This window comes from Mycobacterium sp. 3-98 (assembly GCF_035918355.1).
Lineage (GTDB): Bacteria > Actinomycetota > Actinomycetes > Mycobacteriales > Mycobacteriaceae > Mycobacterium > Mycobacterium intracellulare.
Genome location: NZ_CP142360.1, coordinates 2,885,928 through 2,903,914, shown reverse-complemented (window position 1 = coordinate 2,903,914; position 17,987 = coordinate 2,885,928). Strand labels below are relative to the sequence as shown.

General features: G+C 67.8%; 16 protein-coding genes and 2 pseudogenes. 10 read left to right on the top strand and 8 right to left on the bottom strand.

Annotated features, from left to right (window positions below):
* Window positions 1-5: 5 nt before the first annotated feature.
* The 8 genes from QGN30_RS13800 to QGN30_RS13765 all read left to right on the top strand — a co-directional run bounded on the left by QGN30_RS13800 (window position 6) and on the right by QGN30_RS13765 (window position 8,193).
* Complete coding sequence (locus tag QGN30_RS13800) at window positions 6-1,604, top strand: acyl-CoA synthetase (RefSeq protein ID WP_085981108.1); 1,599 nt, start codon at window positions 6-8, stop codon at window positions 1,602-1,604.
* A 76-nt stretch (window positions 1,605-1,680) separates the two neighbouring features.
* Window positions 1,681-2,820, top strand: a complete 1,140-nt coding sequence (locus QGN30_RS13795; RefSeq protein ID WP_014380260.1) for an acyl-CoA dehydrogenase family protein — start codon at window positions 1,681-1,683, stop codon at window positions 2,818-2,820.
* Window positions 2,817-3,842, top strand: a complete 1,026-nt coding sequence (locus QGN30_RS13790; RefSeq protein WP_095580121.1) for an acyl-CoA dehydrogenase family protein — start codon at window positions 2,817-2,819, stop codon at window positions 3,840-3,842. Before QGN30_RS13795 ends, QGN30_RS13790 begins: the two co-directional genes overlap by 4 nt.
* A 71-nt stretch (window positions 3,843-3,913) precedes the next feature.
* Window positions 3,914-4,402: a nuclear transport factor 2 family protein gene (locus QGN30_RS13785; RefSeq protein WP_009957264.1), complete on the top strand. Its 489-nt coding sequence runs from the start codon at window positions 3,914-3,916 to the stop codon at window positions 4,400-4,402.
* Between the two features lie 2 nt (window positions 4,403-4,404).
* On the top strand, window positions 4,405-5,274 hold the full coding sequence (locus QGN30_RS13780; RefSeq protein WP_009957265.1) for an SDR family NAD(P)-dependent oxidoreductase: 870 nt from the start codon (window positions 4,405-4,407) through the stop codon (window positions 5,272-5,274).
* Between the two features lie 12 nt (window positions 5,275-5,286).
* Window positions 5,287-6,270, top strand: coding sequence for an alpha/beta hydrolase (locus QGN30_RS13775; RefSeq protein WP_248923117.1), 984 nt, complete (start codon window positions 5,287-5,289; stop codon window positions 6,268-6,270).
* A gap of 46 nt (window positions 6,271-6,316) precedes the next feature.
* Window positions 6,317-7,393, top strand: a complete 1,077-nt coding sequence (locus QGN30_RS13770; protein ID WP_014380264.1) for a hypothetical protein — start codon at window positions 6,317-6,319, stop codon at window positions 7,391-7,393.
* A gap of 17 nt (window positions 7,394-7,410) precedes the next feature.
* Complete coding sequence (locus QGN30_RS13765; RefSeq protein WP_014380265.1) at window positions 7,411-8,193, top strand: SDR family NAD(P)-dependent oxidoreductase; 783 nt, start codon at window positions 7,411-7,413, stop codon at window positions 8,191-8,193.
* 13 nt (window positions 8,194-8,206) lie between these two features.
* On the opposite strand, the gene QGN30_RS13760 is transcribed toward QGN30_RS13765, so the two are convergent.
* From QGN30_RS13760 to QGN30_RS13750, 3 genes are read right to left on the bottom strand one after another with little or no spacing between them, the layout of a single operon-like run.
* Complete coding sequence (locus QGN30_RS13760; RefSeq protein WP_014380266.1) at window positions 8,207-9,019, bottom strand: SDR family NAD(P)-dependent oxidoreductase; 813 nt, start codon at window positions 9,017-9,019, stop codon at window positions 8,207-8,209.
* Complete coding sequence (locus tag QGN30_RS13755) at window positions 9,019-9,306, bottom strand: hypothetical protein (protein WP_008257273.1); 288 nt, start codon at window positions 9,304-9,306, stop codon at window positions 9,019-9,021. The genes QGN30_RS13760 and QGN30_RS13755 overlap by 1 nt, the downstream gene beginning before the upstream one ends.
* Window positions 9,306-10,445, bottom strand: coding sequence for a Rieske 2Fe-2S domain-containing protein (locus tag QGN30_RS13750; RefSeq protein WP_014380267.1), 1,140 nt, complete (start codon window positions 10,443-10,445; stop codon window positions 9,306-9,308). The genes QGN30_RS13755 and QGN30_RS13750 overlap by 1 nt, the downstream gene beginning before the upstream one ends.
* A 101-nt stretch (window positions 10,446-10,546) precedes the next feature.
* On the opposite strand from QGN30_RS13750, the gene QGN30_RS13745 reads away from it, so the two are divergent.
* Window positions 10,547-12,289, top strand: coding sequence for a 3-ketosteroid-delta-1-dehydrogenase (locus tag QGN30_RS13745; RefSeq protein WP_248923118.1), 1,743 nt, complete (start codon window positions 10,547-10,549; stop codon window positions 12,287-12,289).
* A 242-nt stretch (window positions 12,290-12,531) separates the two neighbouring features.
* Here QGN30_RS13745 and QGN30_RS13740 read toward each other — a convergent pair.
* The 4 genes and pseudogenes from QGN30_RS13740 to QGN30_RS13725 all read right to left on the bottom strand — a co-directional run.
* Window positions 12,532-12,885: pseudogene (locus QGN30_RS13740) on the bottom strand (HNH endonuclease signature motif containing protein); the annotation flags it as partial.
* 99 nt (window positions 12,886-12,984) lie between these two features.
* Window positions 12,985-14,055 (bottom strand): IS110 family transposase, encoded by a 1,071-nt coding sequence (locus QGN30_RS13735; protein WP_042792078.1) that lies wholly within the window; start codon window positions 14,053-14,055, stop codon window positions 12,985-12,987.
* Between the two features lie 238 nt (window positions 14,056-14,293).
* Window positions 14,294-15,346, bottom strand: a pseudogene (locus tag QGN30_RS13730) (13E12 repeat family protein); the annotation flags it as partial.
* Window positions 15,347-15,523: 177 nt separating this feature from the next.
* Window positions 15,524-16,213, bottom strand: a complete 690-nt coding sequence (locus tag QGN30_RS13725; protein ID WP_009956802.1) for a PadR family transcriptional regulator — start codon at window positions 16,211-16,213, stop codon at window positions 15,524-15,526.
* A 61-nt stretch (window positions 16,214-16,274) separates the two neighbouring features.
* Here QGN30_RS13725 and QGN30_RS13720 point away from each other — a divergent pair, with 61 nt between their 5' ends.
* On the top strand, window positions 16,275-17,195 hold the full coding sequence (locus tag QGN30_RS13720) for a TIGR03619 family F420-dependent LLM class oxidoreductase (RefSeq protein ID WP_014380270.1): 921 nt from the start codon (window positions 16,275-16,277) through the stop codon (window positions 17,193-17,195).
* Here QGN30_RS13720 and QGN30_RS13715 read toward each other — a convergent pair.
* A complete protein-coding gene (locus QGN30_RS13715; RefSeq protein ID WP_248923682.1) occupies window positions 17,188-17,985 on the bottom strand; it encodes a hypothetical protein in 798 nt (265 codons plus the stop codon). The genes QGN30_RS13720 and QGN30_RS13715 overlap by 8 nt on opposite strands.
* Window positions 17,986-17,987: the final 2 nt, after the last annotated feature.

Sequence of the window (17,987 nt, the reverse complement as noted above, 5' to 3'; positions counted from 1 at the left end):
TTACCGTGACCGGCATGCAGTCCGATGACCTCGACGCCATGATCGAACGGGCGCGTAGCCACGGGCTCGGCGATATCCCCCGGCGATCGGCCCGCCGGCACCCGCACAAGATCGCGATCATCGACGACGGTGTCGTGCTGACGTTTGCCGAATTCGATGACCTGGTGAACCGGGCGGCGGCGGCGTTGCACGACAGCGGGTTTCGGCCGGGCAGCCGATTAGGACTCTTGTCACGCAACTGCTGGCAGTACGCCGTGCTGGCGTTCGCGACGGCGCGTGCGGGAGTGGTCCTGGTCCCGATCAACTTCATGCTGACCGCCGAGGAGATCGCCTACATCCTCGGCCACAGTCGGGTCGGCGGCCTGGTCGTCGAGGCGGATCTGACACCGACCGCCGAGGAGGCGATTCGGCGAGGTGGGGTGGTCAGGGCCAAGGTCGCCCTGGTGCCGAGGGGCCACCAGGGCGTGCCAGGTTGGGCGGATTTCAGCCAGTGGCTGACCACCGACGCGCCGGCCCCGAGCCCGCACATCGACGACGACCAACCCGTGCGGCTGATGTACACCAGCGGGACCGAATCCCGGCCCAAGGCCGCCATTCACACCAGCCGCAGCCTGATGTGGCAGTACGTGAGCACGATCGTCGCGGGCGAGATGTCGCCCGACGACGTCGAGATCCACTCGCTGCCGCTGTATCACTGCGCGCAGCTGGACAACTTCCTGGCCACCGATATTTACCTGGGCGCGACCAGCATCATCCTGCCGCGGCCCGAGCCCGAAACCGTGCTGCGCACCATCGAGCGCTACCGGGTCACCAACTATTTCGCTCCCCCGACGGTCTGGATCTCGCTGCTGCGCTCACCGGTGTTCGATCAGGTGGACCTGTCCAGCCTGCGCAAGGGCTACTACGGCGCCTCGGCCATGCCGGTGGAGATCCTGCGCGAGATCCGCGAGCGGCTGCCCAACCTGCGGCTGTGGAACTTCTACGGCCAGACCGAGATGGCGCCGCTGGCCTCCGCGCTGGGACCCGACGAACAGGACGCGCACGGCGGAGCGGCCGGACGGCCGGTGCTGAACGTGGAAACGGCCATCCTCGACGACGCGGACAACCCGGTCACCGCCGGCGTGGTCGGCGAGATCGCCCACCGTAGCCCGCATTTGACGCCGGGCTACCTGAATGACCCGGAACGCACGGCGGCGGCTTTCACGAGCGGCTGGTTCCACTCCGGTGACCTCGGCTACTTCGACGAACACGGGCTGCTGCACGTCGTCGACCGCAAGAAGGACATGATCAAGACCGGCGGCGAGAACGTGGCCAGCCGGGAGGTCGAGGAAGTCATCTACCGGCACAACGGTGTTGAGGAAGTCGCGGTGTTCGGACTCCCGCACCCGGTGTGGGTGGAGACGGTGGTGGCCGCCGTTGTCGCGCGCGACGGCACCGTTCTCACCGAAGAGGACCTGGTCTCGCACTGCCGGGAGCGCTTGGCCGGATTCAAGACGCCCAAACGGGTCTTCTTCGTCGACGAGCTGCCGAAGAACCCCAGCGGGAAGCTGCTCAAACGCGTACTGCGGGAGCGTTTCAGTCTCGATCAGCACGCCCTCAGTTGATCCCGGGCCGACGCCTGCTCACTACAGTGGCCGGGATGAGCCCAGTTCTCGATACCGACACCCTGAAGACGCGCTGATGGCACTCCCCCGTCTGGTCCCGCCGGCCAGTGCCGACGCCGCGATCGCCCAGGAGTTGCGCAACGAGGTGCGCGATTTTCTAGCCGATCAATTGGCCGCGGGCGCGTTCACCCCTTCGGTCGACGCCTGGCTGACGGGCTGGGACGAAAGTTTCACCGGCGCCCTCGCGGCCCGCGGGTGGCTGGGCATGACCGTGCCGACCGAATACGGCGGGCACGGGCGCTCATTCCTGGAACGGTTCGTCGTCACCGAGGAACTCCTGGCCGCCGGCGCACCCGTGGCCGCGCACTGGATCGCCGATCGCCAGATCGTGCCCTCGCTACTCAAATACGGTACAGAGCACCAGAAGTCGGAGTTCCTGCCCCGGATCGTGCGCGGCGAATGCTTTTTCGGCATCGGGATGAGCGAGCCGGACTCCGGTTCCGATCTGGCCAGCGTGCACACCCGCGCCGCCCGCGTCGACGGCGGCTGGTCGCTCACCGGCACCAAAGTGTGGACGTCGGGCGCCCACCTCGCGCACGCGTTCATCGCGCTTGCACGCACCGCACCGGTAGACCCGGCGAACCGGCACGCCGGGCTGAGCCAGTTCATCGTCGACCTGCGGGGCCCCGGCGTCGAGATCCGGCCGATCGTGTCGATGAACGGCGCCCACCATTTCAACGAGGTGATCCTGGAATCGGCCTTCGTCCCCGACGCCATGGTCTTCGGTGAGATCGGCAACGGCTGGCAACAGGTGACCTCCGAGCTCGCCTTCGAACGCAGCGGGCCCGAGCGGTTCCTGTCGACGTTCGTGCTGTTGGCGGCCTGCGCCGATCGCATGGCGTCAAACGCCACCCCGCGCGACCCCGATCTGGGGCGCCTGGTGGCGCGCATCGCCGGCCTACATCAGATGTCCACCGCGGTGGCGGGCGCACTGGAACGGCACGAACCCGCGGACCTGCCCGCCGCGGTCGTCAAGGTGCTGGGCACCACCACCGAAGGCGACATCGCGGAATTCGCCGACCTGCAGGAGGCCCCCGACTCGGCCTTCTCGGACCTGGTGTGCGCGGCCGTCGATCAGCGGCCCGGCTTCACACTGCGCGGCGGCACCAACGAGGTGTTGCGCGGTGTGCTCGCGCGCGGGTTGGGCATCCGATGAGCGCCGGGCCCTCCGTTGACGGCGCCCTCGTCGAGATGATGGACGCGGTGTTCTCCGATTACCGCGACAAGCACCCGCCCGCGGCGACGATCGAGCGCGACCCCGCGCTGTGGCGGCGCCTCGACGAACTCGGCCTCGTTCGCCTGACCGGTGCCGAACAGCACGGCGGTAGCGGGGCAACCTGGTACGAAGCCGCCGAACTGGTGACCGCGGCCGCCGGCCACGGGGTTCGAATCCCGTTGGCCGAGCACGACTTATTGGCCTGCTGGCTGCTGGAGGCCAGCGAAATGCCCACCGACGACGCGGTTCGGACCGTGTGCGTGCTCGACAAGCAGGGAACCGCAACGGCGGTGCCCTGGGCCACTTCCGCCGACCGGATCGTGGTCGTGTGGCGCGCCGAGGGCGGACACCGGGTTGCCGACGTCGCCGCCGAGCAGCTCACGATCACCCCGGGCAGCAACCTGATCGGCGAGCCACGCGACACGGTGACCGCCGAGCCGGCGGACCTGCAAGGGATCCCGGTCACCGCGGCGCTGCTCACCCAGCTCCGGCTGAAAGCCGCGCTGGTGCGATCCATCCAAGTGAGCGCCGCCCTGGATCGGATCCTGCAGCTGTGCGTCGACCACGCGGCCGCGCGGGTCCAGTTCGGTCGCCCCCTGGCCAAGTTCCAGGCCGTACAGAACCTGATCTCCGATATCGCCGCCGAGGCCGCGCTCGCCCGCGCGGCGACCGAGGCCGCACTGCACGCCGGGGTCATCGGTCAATGGTCGGCGCCGCACCTGGAATTCCTTGTGGCCGTGGCGCGTTCGTGCGGCGGCCACGCCGCCTCGGTGGTGGTGCGCAACGCCCACCAAGTGCACGGCGCGATCGGCACCACCCGGGAGCACCGGTTGCACGAGTTCACCCGCGCGGCGCTCGCGTGGCGCTCGGAGTTCGGCTCCGTGCGGTATTGGGACGAACGGCTCACCGACGCGGCGATGCACGCGAGCGCCGGAGCCCTGTGGGAGCTGATCACCGGCTGAATTCCAGGCCGTGTTCCACTGACCGGGCATCGGCGATGTTACCGGGACCACACCGGAGTTGACTCGTGCCCATGAGCACCGACATCACGCTGCCGGAATTACAGGAGTTCATCGCGTCCTTCTGGTACCACTACGACGAGGCCCACTACGACGAGCTGCGGCGCAGCTACGCCGAGGATGTCCGCTACCTGACCCGAAGCGATTCCGGTGCAAGCCCATTCGAAGAGCTGATGTCACCGGAGCTCACCGGTCGTGACGCGGTGATGGAATGGCTGTCCGAGCACCGCAAGCAAAGCCCCTACCCGTTGCGCCACCACGCCACCAACGTGCACCGCACCGGCGCTGACGACGGGGTCACCCGCGCGCGCTTCTATATCTTCGTCAACCAGATCGCCAACTTCGTGCCGTTCGCGGTGTCCAGCGGGGTGGTCAACGTGGGCGTCCGGCGCCGCGGCGCGGGCCCACTAGGCCTGGAGTTCACCGAGATGGACGTGATCCTCGACGCCACCAACTCGGTCCTGCTCTCGGACCTGCACGCCGAAAGCGGCGCCGGCGCATAGTCATGGACGCTCGGGGCATCTTCGGGGGCGGCGTCGCGGTCATCACCGGCGCCGGATCCGGCGTCGGCGCCGGGCTGGCCCGGTACGCCGACCGGTTGGGCATGACGGTCGTGCTGGCCGACGTCGACGGGGCGGCGGTCGCGGCGCTGCGCGAGGAGCTGTCCGCCGGTGGCGGCGTGGCGCACGATGTCGTCTGCGACGTGCGAGACCCCGAGGCCGTGCAGGACCTCGCCGACCGCGCCTACCGCGACGCCGGGCCCGTGCGCCTGTTGGTGAACAACGCGGGGATCGAACAATTCGGCTACCTCTGGGATACGCCGGTGGCCAACTGGCAACGCGTCATGGACGTCAACGTCAGCGGCGTCTTCCACGGCGTGCGGGCCTTTCTGCCGAAGATGATGGCCACCGATGACCAGGCGTGGGTGTGGAACATCGCGTCGGTGGGCGCGGTGGTGGCGATCCCGTTGCAGGCGCCCTACATCGTGAGCAAGCACGCGGTGTTGTCGCTGACCGAATGTTTGCACCTCGAGGTGCAGGCCACGGGACACGACCATCACATCCACGTCCAGGCCGTGCTGCCCGGGCCGGTGCGCTCCAACATCTTCGAGTCGGCGGGCGGCGTGGACCCGGGCGCGGCGGGCGACGCCGCCGCCGAAACCCAACGCTCGACCATGCTCGGGATCAAGGCGGCGTCCATGGATCCGCTGGAAGCCGCCGAGAGGATCTTCGGACAGTCCGCCGAGGGCCGCTTCTATCTGCACACCCACCCGGACAGCGTCGGCGCGGCGATGGCCGAGCGAGCCAATGTGCTGGCCGCGCAACAACCCCCACGACTGCGGACCGAGACCCGGTTCGAATCCGCACCGCACTGACGTGACCGCGACATGACCCCGCACGCACTTGATCCCGACGCAGCCGCCCGCATCGCCTCGTTCGGCGAGATCGCTCCGATGCGGCAACGGGGTTTGGCCGCGGTGCGCGCCGGGCTCGAATCCGCGCCGCTGCCGCCACACATGCCCGAGATGGCCAGCCTCACCGAGACGCTCGTCCCCAGCGACGGCAACGACGTACCGGTCCGGATTTATTGTCCGACAGCGGCTTCCGGCGGCCCGGTGCTGGTCTATTTTCACGGGGGCGGGCTGGTGATGGGATCCAACCGCTCGTTCGAACCGCTGGCCCGTGAGCTCGCCTCGGCTGCGGCGGCCACCGTGGTGGCCGTGGACTACCGGCTCGCCCCGGAGTCGGCGCCGCCCGCCCAGTTCGACGACGCCTATGCCGCCACCGAATGGGTGTCGCGAAACGCCGCCGAATTGGGCGTCGACGCCGAGCGGCTCGCGGTGGTCGGCGACAGCGCCGGGGGTGCGCTGGCGGCGGCGGTGGCGCTCGCCGCGCGGGATCGCCACGGGCCGGCCATCTGCGCGCAGGTGCTGCTGTATCCCGGCCTGGACCGCGACATGTCCGTCGCCTCGATCGCCGCGATGCCCGACGCACCGCTGCTCACCTGCGATGACATCGAGTACATGCACGCGCTGGCCGACGGCGACGCCGGCCCGCCCACGGACCCGTATCAGGTTCCCGCGTACGCGACCGATCTGTCGGGCCTACCGCCGGCGATCGTGGTCACCGGGGGCTGCGACCCGATCCGGGACTGGGGTGAGCGCTACGCCGACCGGCTGCGCGACGCCGGCGTGCAGACCACCGTCACCCGCTATCCCGGGATGTACCACGGCTTTCTGATGCGCTCCGATGCCACCGCGCGCGGGCGGCTGGCCCTCGCGGAGATCGGGGCGCTGCTGCGCGCCAAGTTCGCCCATCCGCTTCGGTTTGACGTCCCGATCACCGGACAGCCGTCGACCGTATCGCCGTGATGCTGCGCACAATCAACCAACCTTGAACCGACAAAGGAGACCGCTGATGCTCACCGACGAGCGCCGGATGGAGCTTTCCGACGTGCTGCGACCGGCCGCGCCGCCCCGCGAGATCGACAACGTCTACACCGACGACCAGCGCGAGCGCCTTCTCGACGTGGTGCGCACGGAAGGCCCGTGGAAGCTGATCATCGCGCAGCACTTCGCGTCGGCCGACGAGTTGATGGCGACGATGAGCGGCATGTTCCCCGAGGGGTTCAGTCCGTCGCTGGATTTGTTTTTGACCCCGACCTTCCGCGGCTACCTCGCGAACTACGGCGCCGTGCTCTACCCGCAACTGCACGACTGCTTCTACAACGAGCGCTTCCTGCAGATGGCCAAGGAGTACTGGAACGCCGAATACGCCAAGCCCCAGTTGATGCTGTTCAACATCAACGGACCGTGCGCCAATCGCGACCCCGGCCACTTGGATTCGCCGAGCTTCCGCGGTGTGCGGCACGAAAACGCCCCGACCTGGTTGACCAGCGTCATGGGCAAATCCGGCCTGTTCCGCGACTATCTGATCAAGATGGCGCAGGTCATCACCTGGTTCTCACTCGATGCCGGCAGCGGCTTCACCTACTGGCCGCACGGTCCGCTCAAGGCGCCACAACGCATCCTGCCGCCGATCAACAACCGCGGCGTGGTGGTGCAAAACGAGATGATGGTGCACCGCGGTGAGGCGAATGGCCCACTGGATCAACAGATTCCGCCTGGACTGGCGTTCGACACCGTGTTCGCCGGCGACCCGACGAGCCGCGAGCATTGGCTGCTGAAAAACGGCGAAGACGTGATCGCCCGCCACCACACCGACGAGCTGCGGTTTCTGGTGCACTGGTCGGCCGAAGTGTTCTCCGACTTCGACGAGCTGAAAAAGAACATGGACGGCAGCGACGACCTGACCATCGACAAGGCCATCGACATCATGGTCGACGACCTCAAGGGCAAGGGCATCGACCTCGACATCCCGGCCGAGCCGCTGCACGACCCGGCGTTCATCAGCGCGCTCAACGCCGCCTATGACCTGGGCGGCCCGGCCACCTATCCGGAGGAAGCCCCGATCAGCGCCTTCCAACTGGCGTGACCGAAAGGCCTTGCACCGTGGATCGTTTCGCCGATCGGCGCGTCATCGTCACCGGTGCCGGCTCCGGCATCGGACAGGCCACCGTGGCCCGGCTGCTCGACGAGGGGGCCACCGTCGTGGCCTACGACGTCTCGGCGGACGGGCTGGCGCGCACGGCGGCCGCCGCCGACGAGGCCGGCACGGCCAAGCGACTGACCACCGCGGTGCTCGATATCTCCGTCGAGGACGATGTCGTTGCCGCCGTCGATGCCGCGGTGGCCGACCTGGGCGGCCTCGAGGTACTGGTCAATGTTGCTGCGGTGCAGACCTGTTCGCACACTCACAAGACCACGCTGGCCGACTGGAACCGGACGCTGGCGGTCAATCTGACCGGCACCTTTCTGATGACGCGCCAGGCGCTACCGGCGCTGCTCGAATCCGGCCGAGGTGTCGTCGTCAACTTCACCTCGACCGCCGCGTCGTTCGCCCACCCCTACATGGCCGCGTATGCCGCCAGCAAGGGCGGCATCTTGAGTTTCACCCATTCGCTGGCGCTGGAGTACTCCAAGCAAGGGCTGCGCGCGGTCAACATCCAGCCCGGCGGGATCTCGACGGCGCTGGCCAACAGCACGCTCGAGAAAATGCCCGACGGCTATGACCTGGGCCTGTGGGCCAAGCAGACTCCGCTGCTGCACGGTGCGGACAGCGAAATCCTTGGCGACGCAAGCGCGGTCGCCGCGGTGATCGCCATGGTGGCCTCCGACGACGGGGCATTCGTCACCGGAACGGAGATTCGCGTCGACGGCGGCGCGCACGCCTGAGCGTCCCGCCCGGCTAGCGCACCACGACGCTGCTCGGCGTCCGGGGCGAGCCGAGCATGTCCCGGTGCGACGGCGGGCGGCGGCCGCCCTCGTCGGTGATCCCATAACGCTCAGCGAGTTCCGCCCCGATCAGCGCCTGCCCGCTCAGCTCCTCCAGGTGCGGATCGCAGAACAACGCGTGGATCAAATGCCCGGTGAATTCGGGTGTTTCGGCATGCTCGGCCATTGCGGCCAGCGCCGCAGGATCCGCACTGAAAGCGGCGCGGAGCTTTTCGGTCAGCAGGATGCCCATCCAGATCGACACCGTCGCGACCCCGGTGCCCCGGAAGTCCACCGCCATGTCGGCGACCATCTTGTCGACGCCGGCCTTCTGCGCGCCGTACGCGGGACCGTGCATGTAGCACACCGACCCCGGCGAGGACGTGAACGCGATCAGGCCGCGGCCGGCGGCGACCAGCAGCGGCGCGGCGCACCATGACGCGACGTAGGACGATCGCAATCCCACATCGAGCACATCGGCCAGCTCGAGTGGCTTCTCCCAGAAGGGCTTTGGGCTGACCAGCGCGTCGGAGATGGCCGCGGCGTTGTTGACCAGGAGGTCGAGGCGGCCGCACTCGTCTTGCACGCGGTCGAACAAGCCCTTGACGGCGTCGTCGTCCCCGTGATCGACACGGACGGCCACGACGCCGGGTGGGGCGTCGCTGATGGTGCGGCTCGTCCCATACACCCGCCAGTCGCGGGCGGCGAGCGCGGCCGCGATACCGCGTCCGGCGCCGCGGCTGGCTCCTGTCACGACGGCGACGCGTGATGCACCATTCACGGTCATCAGATTACGGGGTCGACGACCGCCAATTCTCCTGTGGCCACGGCGGCCTGGATCGAGTCCCGCAGCGCGGCACACACCAGGAACGGCCCGCGATGATGACCGGCGAGGCGCTCGGCCTCACGGCGCTCGATGCAGCGCTTCGCGGCATCGGCGTTCCACTGCACACTCGTCTGGTTCCAGCTGCTCTTGCGGGCCAGCACCCGCGCACCGCACTCGCGGCACGTGACCGGGGCCATGGGCGTGTCGACCAGTCGATTGTCGGTCCTGGCGGACCAGTCGAGTGCCATCACACCGAGCCGGCCGCGGCGGACCGCGCCGCCAGGTTCGCCTCGACCTCTTTCATCCACGCCTCGTAGGGCCGGGTCGTGTCGAGTTCGAACTCGAAGCGATCCACCATGTCCGGTTGCACGTCGGCGACGTCGACGTAGAACTGCTGATACCAGCGGCGCAGCTGATACACCGGCCCGTCCTCCTCGACCAGGAGCGGGTTGTCGATGCGCGCTTTATGCCGCCAGATCTCGACGTCCTGCTCGAAACCGAGCTTGACGTAGTCGCCGAGGGTGATCGCGGTTTCCATCGCCTGGTCGTCGGGCATCACCTCCGACTTTTTCACGATGATGCCGTATTGCAGCACAAAGGAATTCGCGTCGATCGGATAGTGGCAATTGATGAGGATCGTGTTGGCGTCGCCATGCTCGTAGTGATACGTCAGGTCATCGATCATGAACGAGGGACCGTAGTAGGACGCCACCGACGTCGTCCCCAGCATCTGCGATCCGGTGCCACCCATGTCCGGCCGGCTGCCGCCGTTCATGTACTGCGTGGCGACGTGCCCCTCGAAGATGTTCTTGAAGTACGTGGGCAACGAGCCGTGAATATAGAAGAAGTGCGCCATATCCACGACGTTGTCGATGATTTCGCGGCAGTTGCTTCCCACGACCGTGGTGTACCAATGCCAGTCTGTCCACTGGTCGCTGGTGGCGCCCTCGATGCGCGGGATCGTCACGTCCGGTGGCGGCGGTTTGCGCTCGGGGTCGTTCCAGACGAACAGCATGCCGTCCTGCTGCAGCGTCGTCCAGGCTTGTGTGCGGGCCAGTTTGGGGGTGCGACGGCTGTAGGGCACCTGCTTGCAGCGGCCGTCGCCGCCCCAGCGCCAGTCGTGGAACGGGCAGGCGATCTCGTCGCCCTTCACCTCGCCCTGGGACAGGTCGCCGCCCATGTGCCGGCAATAGCTGTCGAGCACGTTGATGTTGCCGTCACCGCTGCGGAACACGACGAGCTTCTGTCCGAAGGCGTTGATCGCGTGAGGTTTGCCGTCGGCGAAGTCCCGGATCAGTCCCAGGCAGTGCCAGCCGCGGGCGAACCGCGTCGGCGCCGCCTGCGCTTCTATCAACCGGATTTCGTCGGCCTCAGTCTGCGACGTCATGGGCGCGATTCAACTCCCCCGGGCCGGCGTGTGGGCCGGGTTGTTCCACTCATCAGGACGGCTCTTCCGGTATCGCGCCTGCGCGGCCTACCGTTTCGAACGTGACGACGCGCAGCACGACGATCCCTGCCGGGCTTCCCGTGGCCGACACCGCCGTGGATCTGCTCGTCGTCGGCTCCGGCACCGGCATGGCGGCGGCGTTGGCCGCCCACGAATCCGGGTTGTCGGCGTTGATCGTGGAGAAATCGTCGTACGTGGGCGGCTCGACCGCGCGGTCCGGCGGCGCGCTGTGGCTGCCGGCCAGCCCGGTGCTGGCCGAGGCCGGCGCCGGCGACACCGCCGAAAGCGCCGGCGCCTACCTGGACTCGGTGGTCGGCGGGTCGGCGCCCGCGCAGCGGTCGGCCGGGTTCCTGGCGCACGTGTCGGCGACGGTGGACATGCTGCGCCGCATGACGCCGCTGCGGCTGTTCTGGGCCCGCGACTATTCCGACTACCACCCCGAGGCGCCCGGTGGCAGCGCGGCCGGACGCACCTGCGAATGCCGCCCGTTCGACACCTCGCTGCTCGGCGCGTACCGCACCCGGCTGGAGCCCGGCCTGATGGAGGTCAGTGTTCCGATGCCGACGACGGGCGCCGACTACCGCTGGATGAATCTGGTCGCCCGGATGCCGCGTAAGGGCATTCCCACGTACGGCAAGCGATTGGCGCAGGGCGTGGCGGGCCGCATGGTGGGCCGGCGCTACGCGGCGGGCGGTCAGGGCCTGGCGGCCGGGCTGTTCACCGGTGTGCTGCGGGCCGGGATCCCCGTGTGGACCGACACCGCGCTCGTGCGGCTCGTCCGCGACGGCGAGCGCGTGACGGGCGCCGTCGTCGATCACGGCGGCCGCGAGGTGACGATCACCGCCCGGCGCGGCGTCGTGCTGGCGACCGGCGGTTTCGACCACAGCATGGACATGCGGTGGAAATTCCAATCGGAGTCGTTGGGCGCCGATCTCAGCCTCGGTGCCGCGGCCAACACCGGCGACGGCATCCGGGCGGGCCAGGAACTCGGCGCCGGCATCGACCTGATGGATCAGGCGTGGTGGTTCCCCGCCATCGCGCCGTTGCCCGGCAAGGCGCCCGCGGTGATGCTGGCCGAGCGGTCGCTTCCGGGCTGCCTCATCGTGGACCAGCACGGGCGCCGGTTCGCCAACGAAGCGACCGATTACATGTCGTTCGGGCAGCGGGTGCTCGAGCTGGAGCGATCCGGCAGCCCGGTCGAGGCGATGTGGATCATCTTCGACCAGCAGTACCGCAATAGTTATGTCTTTGGCGCCGAACTGTTCCCGCGCATGCGCGTCCCGCAGGCCTGGTATGACGCCGGCATTGCGGCCCGCGCCGATAATCTCACCGATCTGGGCGCGCGGATCGGTGTACCGGTGTCGGCGTTCTTCGAGACGATGACGCGGTTCAACCACAACGCCGCCGCAGGCGAGGATCCCGACTTCGGCCGCGGCCGCAGCGCGTACGACCGTTATTACGGCGACCCGACGGTCAAGCCAAACCCGAATCTGCGTCCGTTGGTCAAAGGTCCTTTCTACGCCGTGAAGGTGGTGCTGTCCGATCTGGGCACCTGCGGTGGGCTCAGGACCGACGAGCGGGCGCGGGTGCTGCGTGAGGACGGCGGGGTGATCGCCGGGTTGTACGCGATCGGCAACACCGCCGCGAACGCGTTCGGCACGACGTATCCGGGTGCGGGCGCGACGATTGCGCAGGGTCTGGTGTACGGCTACATCGCGGCCCAGGACGCGGCGATCGCGAGCGCGGCGCAGCCGGGCGAGGCGGGTCGGCGCCATCGGACCTAGCGGCGAGCGCGAGCGCGGCGCAGCCGGGCGAAGCGGGTGGGCGCCATCGGAGCTAGCGGCGAGCGCGAGCGCGGCGCAGCCGGGCGAAGCGGGTGGGCGCCATCGGAGCTAGCGGCGATGGCGAGCGCGGCGCAGCCGGGCGAGGCGGGTGGGCGCCATCGGAGCTAGCGGCGATGGCGAGCGCGGCGCAGCCGGGCGAGGCGGGTCGGCGCCATCGGAGCTAGCGGCGATGGCGAAAAGTGTTATGCGGCGCCGGGATTGTCGGCTTCTTCGTCGTCGTCGTGTTCGTGGTGGAGGAGTTTTTCGGGGTGGTGGTAGGTGTTGGTGCGGGGTTGGCCGCGCTCGAGGTGGGGTGGGGGTTTCCATTCGGTGTCGCCGCGGGTGTTTTTGCGGGTGGTCCAGCCGCCGGGGTCGAGCATGCGGTGATGCGGGCCGCAGGCGAAGGTGAGCTGGTTGATGTCGGTGCTGTGGCAGGTGCTGTAGTCGGTGGTGTGGTGGACTTCGCAGTAGTAGCCCGACACGGTGCAGCCCGGGGCGGTGCAGCCGCGGTCCTTGGCGTACAACACGATTCGTTGTCCCGGGGAAGCCAGCCGCTTGGCGCCTCTCTGTGTCAAGAGGTGTGCCATTGTTCGGTTGTATGGTGGCTGCTAGCAGGTCCGGGAAGTGGCTTGTCCGAAGAGTCAGTGTGCGGGGTTTCAGCTGGCCGCGCTGGATATTAGAGCCGCCCCCGATTGTCCTCCCGGGCCTGCCTTACGTCTTGTCGCGTCGCGGAGCAGTTGGCGGTAGACGATGTCAGACAGGCGTCGTTTCAGGCACCGTATTGCTTCCTTGTGACTCTTACCGCCGGTTCGTTTCCGCAAGTAGTAGGCCTTGCTTGGGGTGTCCTGCCGGATTTGTGTTAAGGCCATGATGTGTAGACAGCAGTTGAGTTGGCGGTCTCCGGCGCGAGAGAGCCGGTGGCGGATGACATCTCCGGAGGACACGTCGATCGGGGCGGTGCCGTTGTAGCTGGCGAACGCCGCGGCGGAGCAGAACCGATCGATGGTGCCGACTCGGGCGAGGATCTTGGCCGCGGTCAATTCTCCGATGCCGCACAACTCGGTGAGGGTTGTGCCAGAGGCGCTGACGGCGGTCTTGATGTCGGCGGCCGCCTTGGTGATTCGGCGGTCCAGGTGGCGTACCTCAGTGATGAGGTCGGCGGCGAGGCTGCGCAGGGTTTTGCCGGCGGCATCGCGAGGACGGACCTTGCGAAGGAGTTCGACGGCCCGCTCGGCTGTGAGATCACGTTTTGCACCACCAGGAATGAGATTGGCAAGCACGACGTGCAGGCGGTTGACGGTCTGGGTGCGGGTTTTGACCAGGTCGTCGCGGTGGTCGACGATCGCACGTAGGGCGATCACGGTGCCGTCTACCACAACAGAAGTCAGCGAACGTGCGCTCAGTGCGGCGATCCCCACGCTTACTGCGTCCGCGTCGTCGTTCTTGCGACCGTGGCCGGTCGACAGCGTCCGCACGCGCGCAGCTAGTTTCGCAGGTATATCGACGACGTCGATTCCGTCGGTACGTAGCCACGCTGTCAGTGGCGCGCCCAGACCGGATGCGCCTTCGATCGCCCATGTCGAGTCGGGCCACTGGCGGGCGAAACGACGCAATGCGCGGTAGCCGTCACGGCTGACCGGTACGCGAATGGCGGCTACGGGCCGCGACGAGGCGTCCACTGCTGCGGCAGTCCAGGACGCTTTGTGTGGATCGATTGCGATCACCATCTGGGTCTTCAATATCGCTGGCACGAAACTTCTCTCCTCGCCTCGGTTTAGAGATGAAAGCGCGGAGGGCACACCAACTTTCGGCTACGCAGGCCTCTCTTCAGCCACTCTGCGCATATACGGCGGTGACCGGCCGACAAGCCAAGCGAAAGTCAACCACGGGTGACAGGTGTGATACGAGTCAACCGGCCACCACCTCGGAGATCATGGCTGCAGACCACGATCGCCTGCAAGGATTTAACAAGTTGGTGTGATACAGCGCCAGGGCCTTGCCCTTATCGAAGATCGCCAAGTAGTGATGGGCGTGGCGGCCCAGGCGGATCACCTCACTCATCGGCAGGATGGTGCCCCCGCCGGTCAGGGCTCGCCCGGCGGCGGCCTCCAACTCGGCCAGGGTGGTGGTGACGAAGATGGAGGCCGGTAACCCGTTGTGCTGACCCAACTCCCCGGAGGCCAACAGCGCGCGCAGCCCGGCCAGCAGAGCGTCATGGCCGCGCTGAGCAGCCGAACGGGTATCACGATCGATGGCGGCCTGGCTAGGCGTCCCCTCCACACACGGAATGTCGTCGAGCGGGTTGCACATGCCCGGGGCACCGAGTTTGGCTTCCACGGCTTCCAGCGTGGCGCGTAGTTCGGGGGTAATCAGGCCCCGCAACTCCGACATGCCGTCGGCCTGTTGGCGGCCCAGGGTCACCCCGCGGCTACGGGCCCGGTCCTCATCGGTGAAAAGGCCGTCGGGATTGAGGCAATCTTCCAGGACGCGGGCCAGGCCGTCGAGTTCGTCGGGCCGGTGATAGGCGGCGTGACCGGCCAGGTCGGCCTCGACCCGCTCGCGGGTGGCTGGGTCGATCCAGCCCGGCAGGCGGCGAAAGAACCGGCGGATCACCGCCACATGGGCGGCGCCGAGTTCACCGCGGGCCTGGGCGGCGGCAGTGGCGGCCAACACCGGGGGCAACGGTTCACCGGTCAGGCCGTGGCGCGGGCCCAGATCGGCGGCCTCTTTGACCCGCCGGGCGGCCTCGGTGTGGCTGATCCGCAGCCGGTCGGCGATCGCCTGATCCAGCGGGCCGCCGAGTTCTTCGATGCTGGCTTGGCGGGCCAGGTGATTGATCAACGCATGCTCAGCCACCGGCAGCCGGCGGCGCGCCTTTTCGCAGCGCTCCAACAACGCCAGGCACTCCCGAGGAGCCAGCGCATCAAAACTCAGCCCCGCCACGCCCTCGATCGCGGCATCAAGCGCGTCGAAGGCCGCGCTGATCGAGTCCCGATCGATGACGCCGCCCGAACCCATACCGTCAAACTATCGAGGCCCACCGACACAAAACCCCGCAATGTGACCACAGAAACCACAGTGACACAAGGGAATTCAATATCCGTTTCCGATATCCGAAACAGCGAGCGGGCGAGCGGAAACGAGCGACGGCACCGGAAAGGCGCACCAGAACTAGTCTGAAGAATCGAACCAGAACTAGTCGGCGCCGCGCTTCGCCTGGACCTGTTTCTCGATTTCGCGCCAATACCCCGGCGTGGGGCGCGGCTTGCCGAACCCGCCCTTCTCGGCCTTCTTCAGGACGGCGTCGGCCTCGTCGATGTCCTTCATGAGCTCGAGCGCGAACTCACGCTCGGCGGCGTAGTACTTCGCCGCCCAGCGCAAGGCGATCACCGAATACGCCCATGCGGGTTCGCCCTCGGCGCCGTCGGCATCCTCCACCGCCTTGCGGTGGCGGGCATCGGCGAACGCCACGTGTTCTTGCAGCAGTTCCTTGAGCCGAGCCGGATTGGTGAGGTGACCGAACGTAACCCGAAGCAGCACACTGTGTTTGAGCACCGGCGGGTCCACCGGCGCGTCGTTGACCCACTCGATTGCGGCCGCCATGCCGGCTTCGGTGATCTTGTAGAGCCGGCGGGTGCGGGTGCCCTCGTCCCGCTCGACGCGCGACGTGACCAGTCCCAAGCCCTCCAGCTTCTTCAGCTCCGTATAGATCTGGCTGTAGGACGGGCTCCAGTAGTACAGATCGACGCTCCAGTCGATCCACTTCTTGAGGTCGTAGCCGGAGATCTCCTCCTCGTAGGACATCATGCACAGCAACGCGCGACTGGTCGCGGCCAATGCCGCGTTCGTCGGCTTTTTGCTGGCAGGGTCCGTTTCGGAGTCCACCTGGCCAGGTTAACAACACGCACCCTAGATTGGGGGACATGGACCGCTGGCTGGGACGCCCGTGAAATTCTCCTTCCCCGTTCCGCACATGCTGCGCCTCAAGGCGATTTCGCAACCATGGGAAGCGACCGTCACGGGCCCCGAACAGCGGCGCATGATGCGGTGCGCCGACCAGTGGGGCTACGACATGATCGCGGTGCCCGAACATCTCGTCATCCCGACCGACCACGTCGAGTTGTCCGGGCCGCACTACCTGCATTCGACGGTGGCCCAGGCCTTCATCGCCGGCGCCACCGAACGGGTCGCCGTCAATTCCTGCATCACCATCCTGCCGCTGCAGCATCCGATCGTGCTGGCCAAAGCGCTTGCCACCGCCGACTGGATGAGTGGCGGCCGGATGATGGTCACGTTCGGCGTCGGATGGCTGGCACGGGAGTTCGAGCTCGTGGGCGTGCCGTTCGCGGAACGCGGGCGGATCGCCGACGAGTACCTGGCGGCCATCGTCGAACTGTGGACCAGTGACGCGCCGACATTCGAAGGACGCTACGTGTCGTTCGCCGACATCGCCTTCGAGCCGAAACCCGTTCAAAAACCCCATCTCCCGATCTGGATCGGCGGCGACGCCGATGCCGCGTTGCGCAGGGCCGCCACCTTTGGTTCGGGCTGGTGGCCGTTCCTAACCAAACCCGAGCAGATCGCCGAAAAGCTGGACTACATCAAGTCCCAACCTTCCTATGACGGGCGGCCTTTCGAGGTGATGCACGGGCTGGGCACCAACCGGGTCGGCGAAGGACACGTCGCGCGCCGCGACGCAAGCGATCGGCCGGGCATGAGCGCGGCGCAGATCGTCGACCGGTTGGGCTGGCTCGCCGACCAGGGCGTGACGATGACCGCGGTGCCCGTTCCGGCCGTCGGTGGCGTGGACGAGTACCTCGACTACGCGCAGTGGGTCATCGAAGAGATCAAGCCGCAGCTCACCTGACCTGCAGCCCGCGCCGGCGCTGCCATCCGAGCGCGGCGACGCTGCACGCGACCCACACGGTGACCGCGATGCCAACGTGGACAAGGCTCTTGGTGTCGCGCCCGAACACCGGCCAGATCAGGGCGGGCACCTGCTGCCACAGCACCCGGTGCTCCACACCGTTCATCGGGTCGGCCACGTAATACAGCGCGTACGGCAGCGCGAGCGCCAGCAGCCAACTGCGCGTGCGGCGCAGATCGCCGCGCTGGCGCCAGCGCCGGACCAGCGGCTCGACGCTGACCGGGTGCAGCACCGAGATGAGGTTTCCCACGCCCAGCCACGACACGATGGGAACCGCCACGGTGGGGATCGTAATGCCCAGGCGCGCAGGCGTTTCGAGCCACAGCGTCAGCACCGTCGCGGCGGCCAGGGTGGGCAACCCGACGATCGCGAGCAGGGCGAGGTTCTTGATCAACAGGATTCGCCCGAACGGCACCCCCGCGGACAGGCCCCGAACGATGCGGTAATGATCCGCGCCCAGGAAGTTGGTGGTGGTCACGTCGGCGAGGACCCACGACGAGAAGTAGGTGCCCACCAGGATCACCCAATCGTGGTGACGGCCCACCGGGGTCAGCGGCTGCACCAGCAGCCAGGCGGCGGCGGCGGCCACGTTGGCCACCACCCCCATCAGCCAGGTGCGCGGCGGCGTGAACGCCCACCGGATCTCGGCGACAACCGCCGGGAACAAACCCTTCTCGAAGTCCTTGGCGGCGCGCTGTGCCGCGGCGGGACGGGGCGCCGAGGCCCGCACGA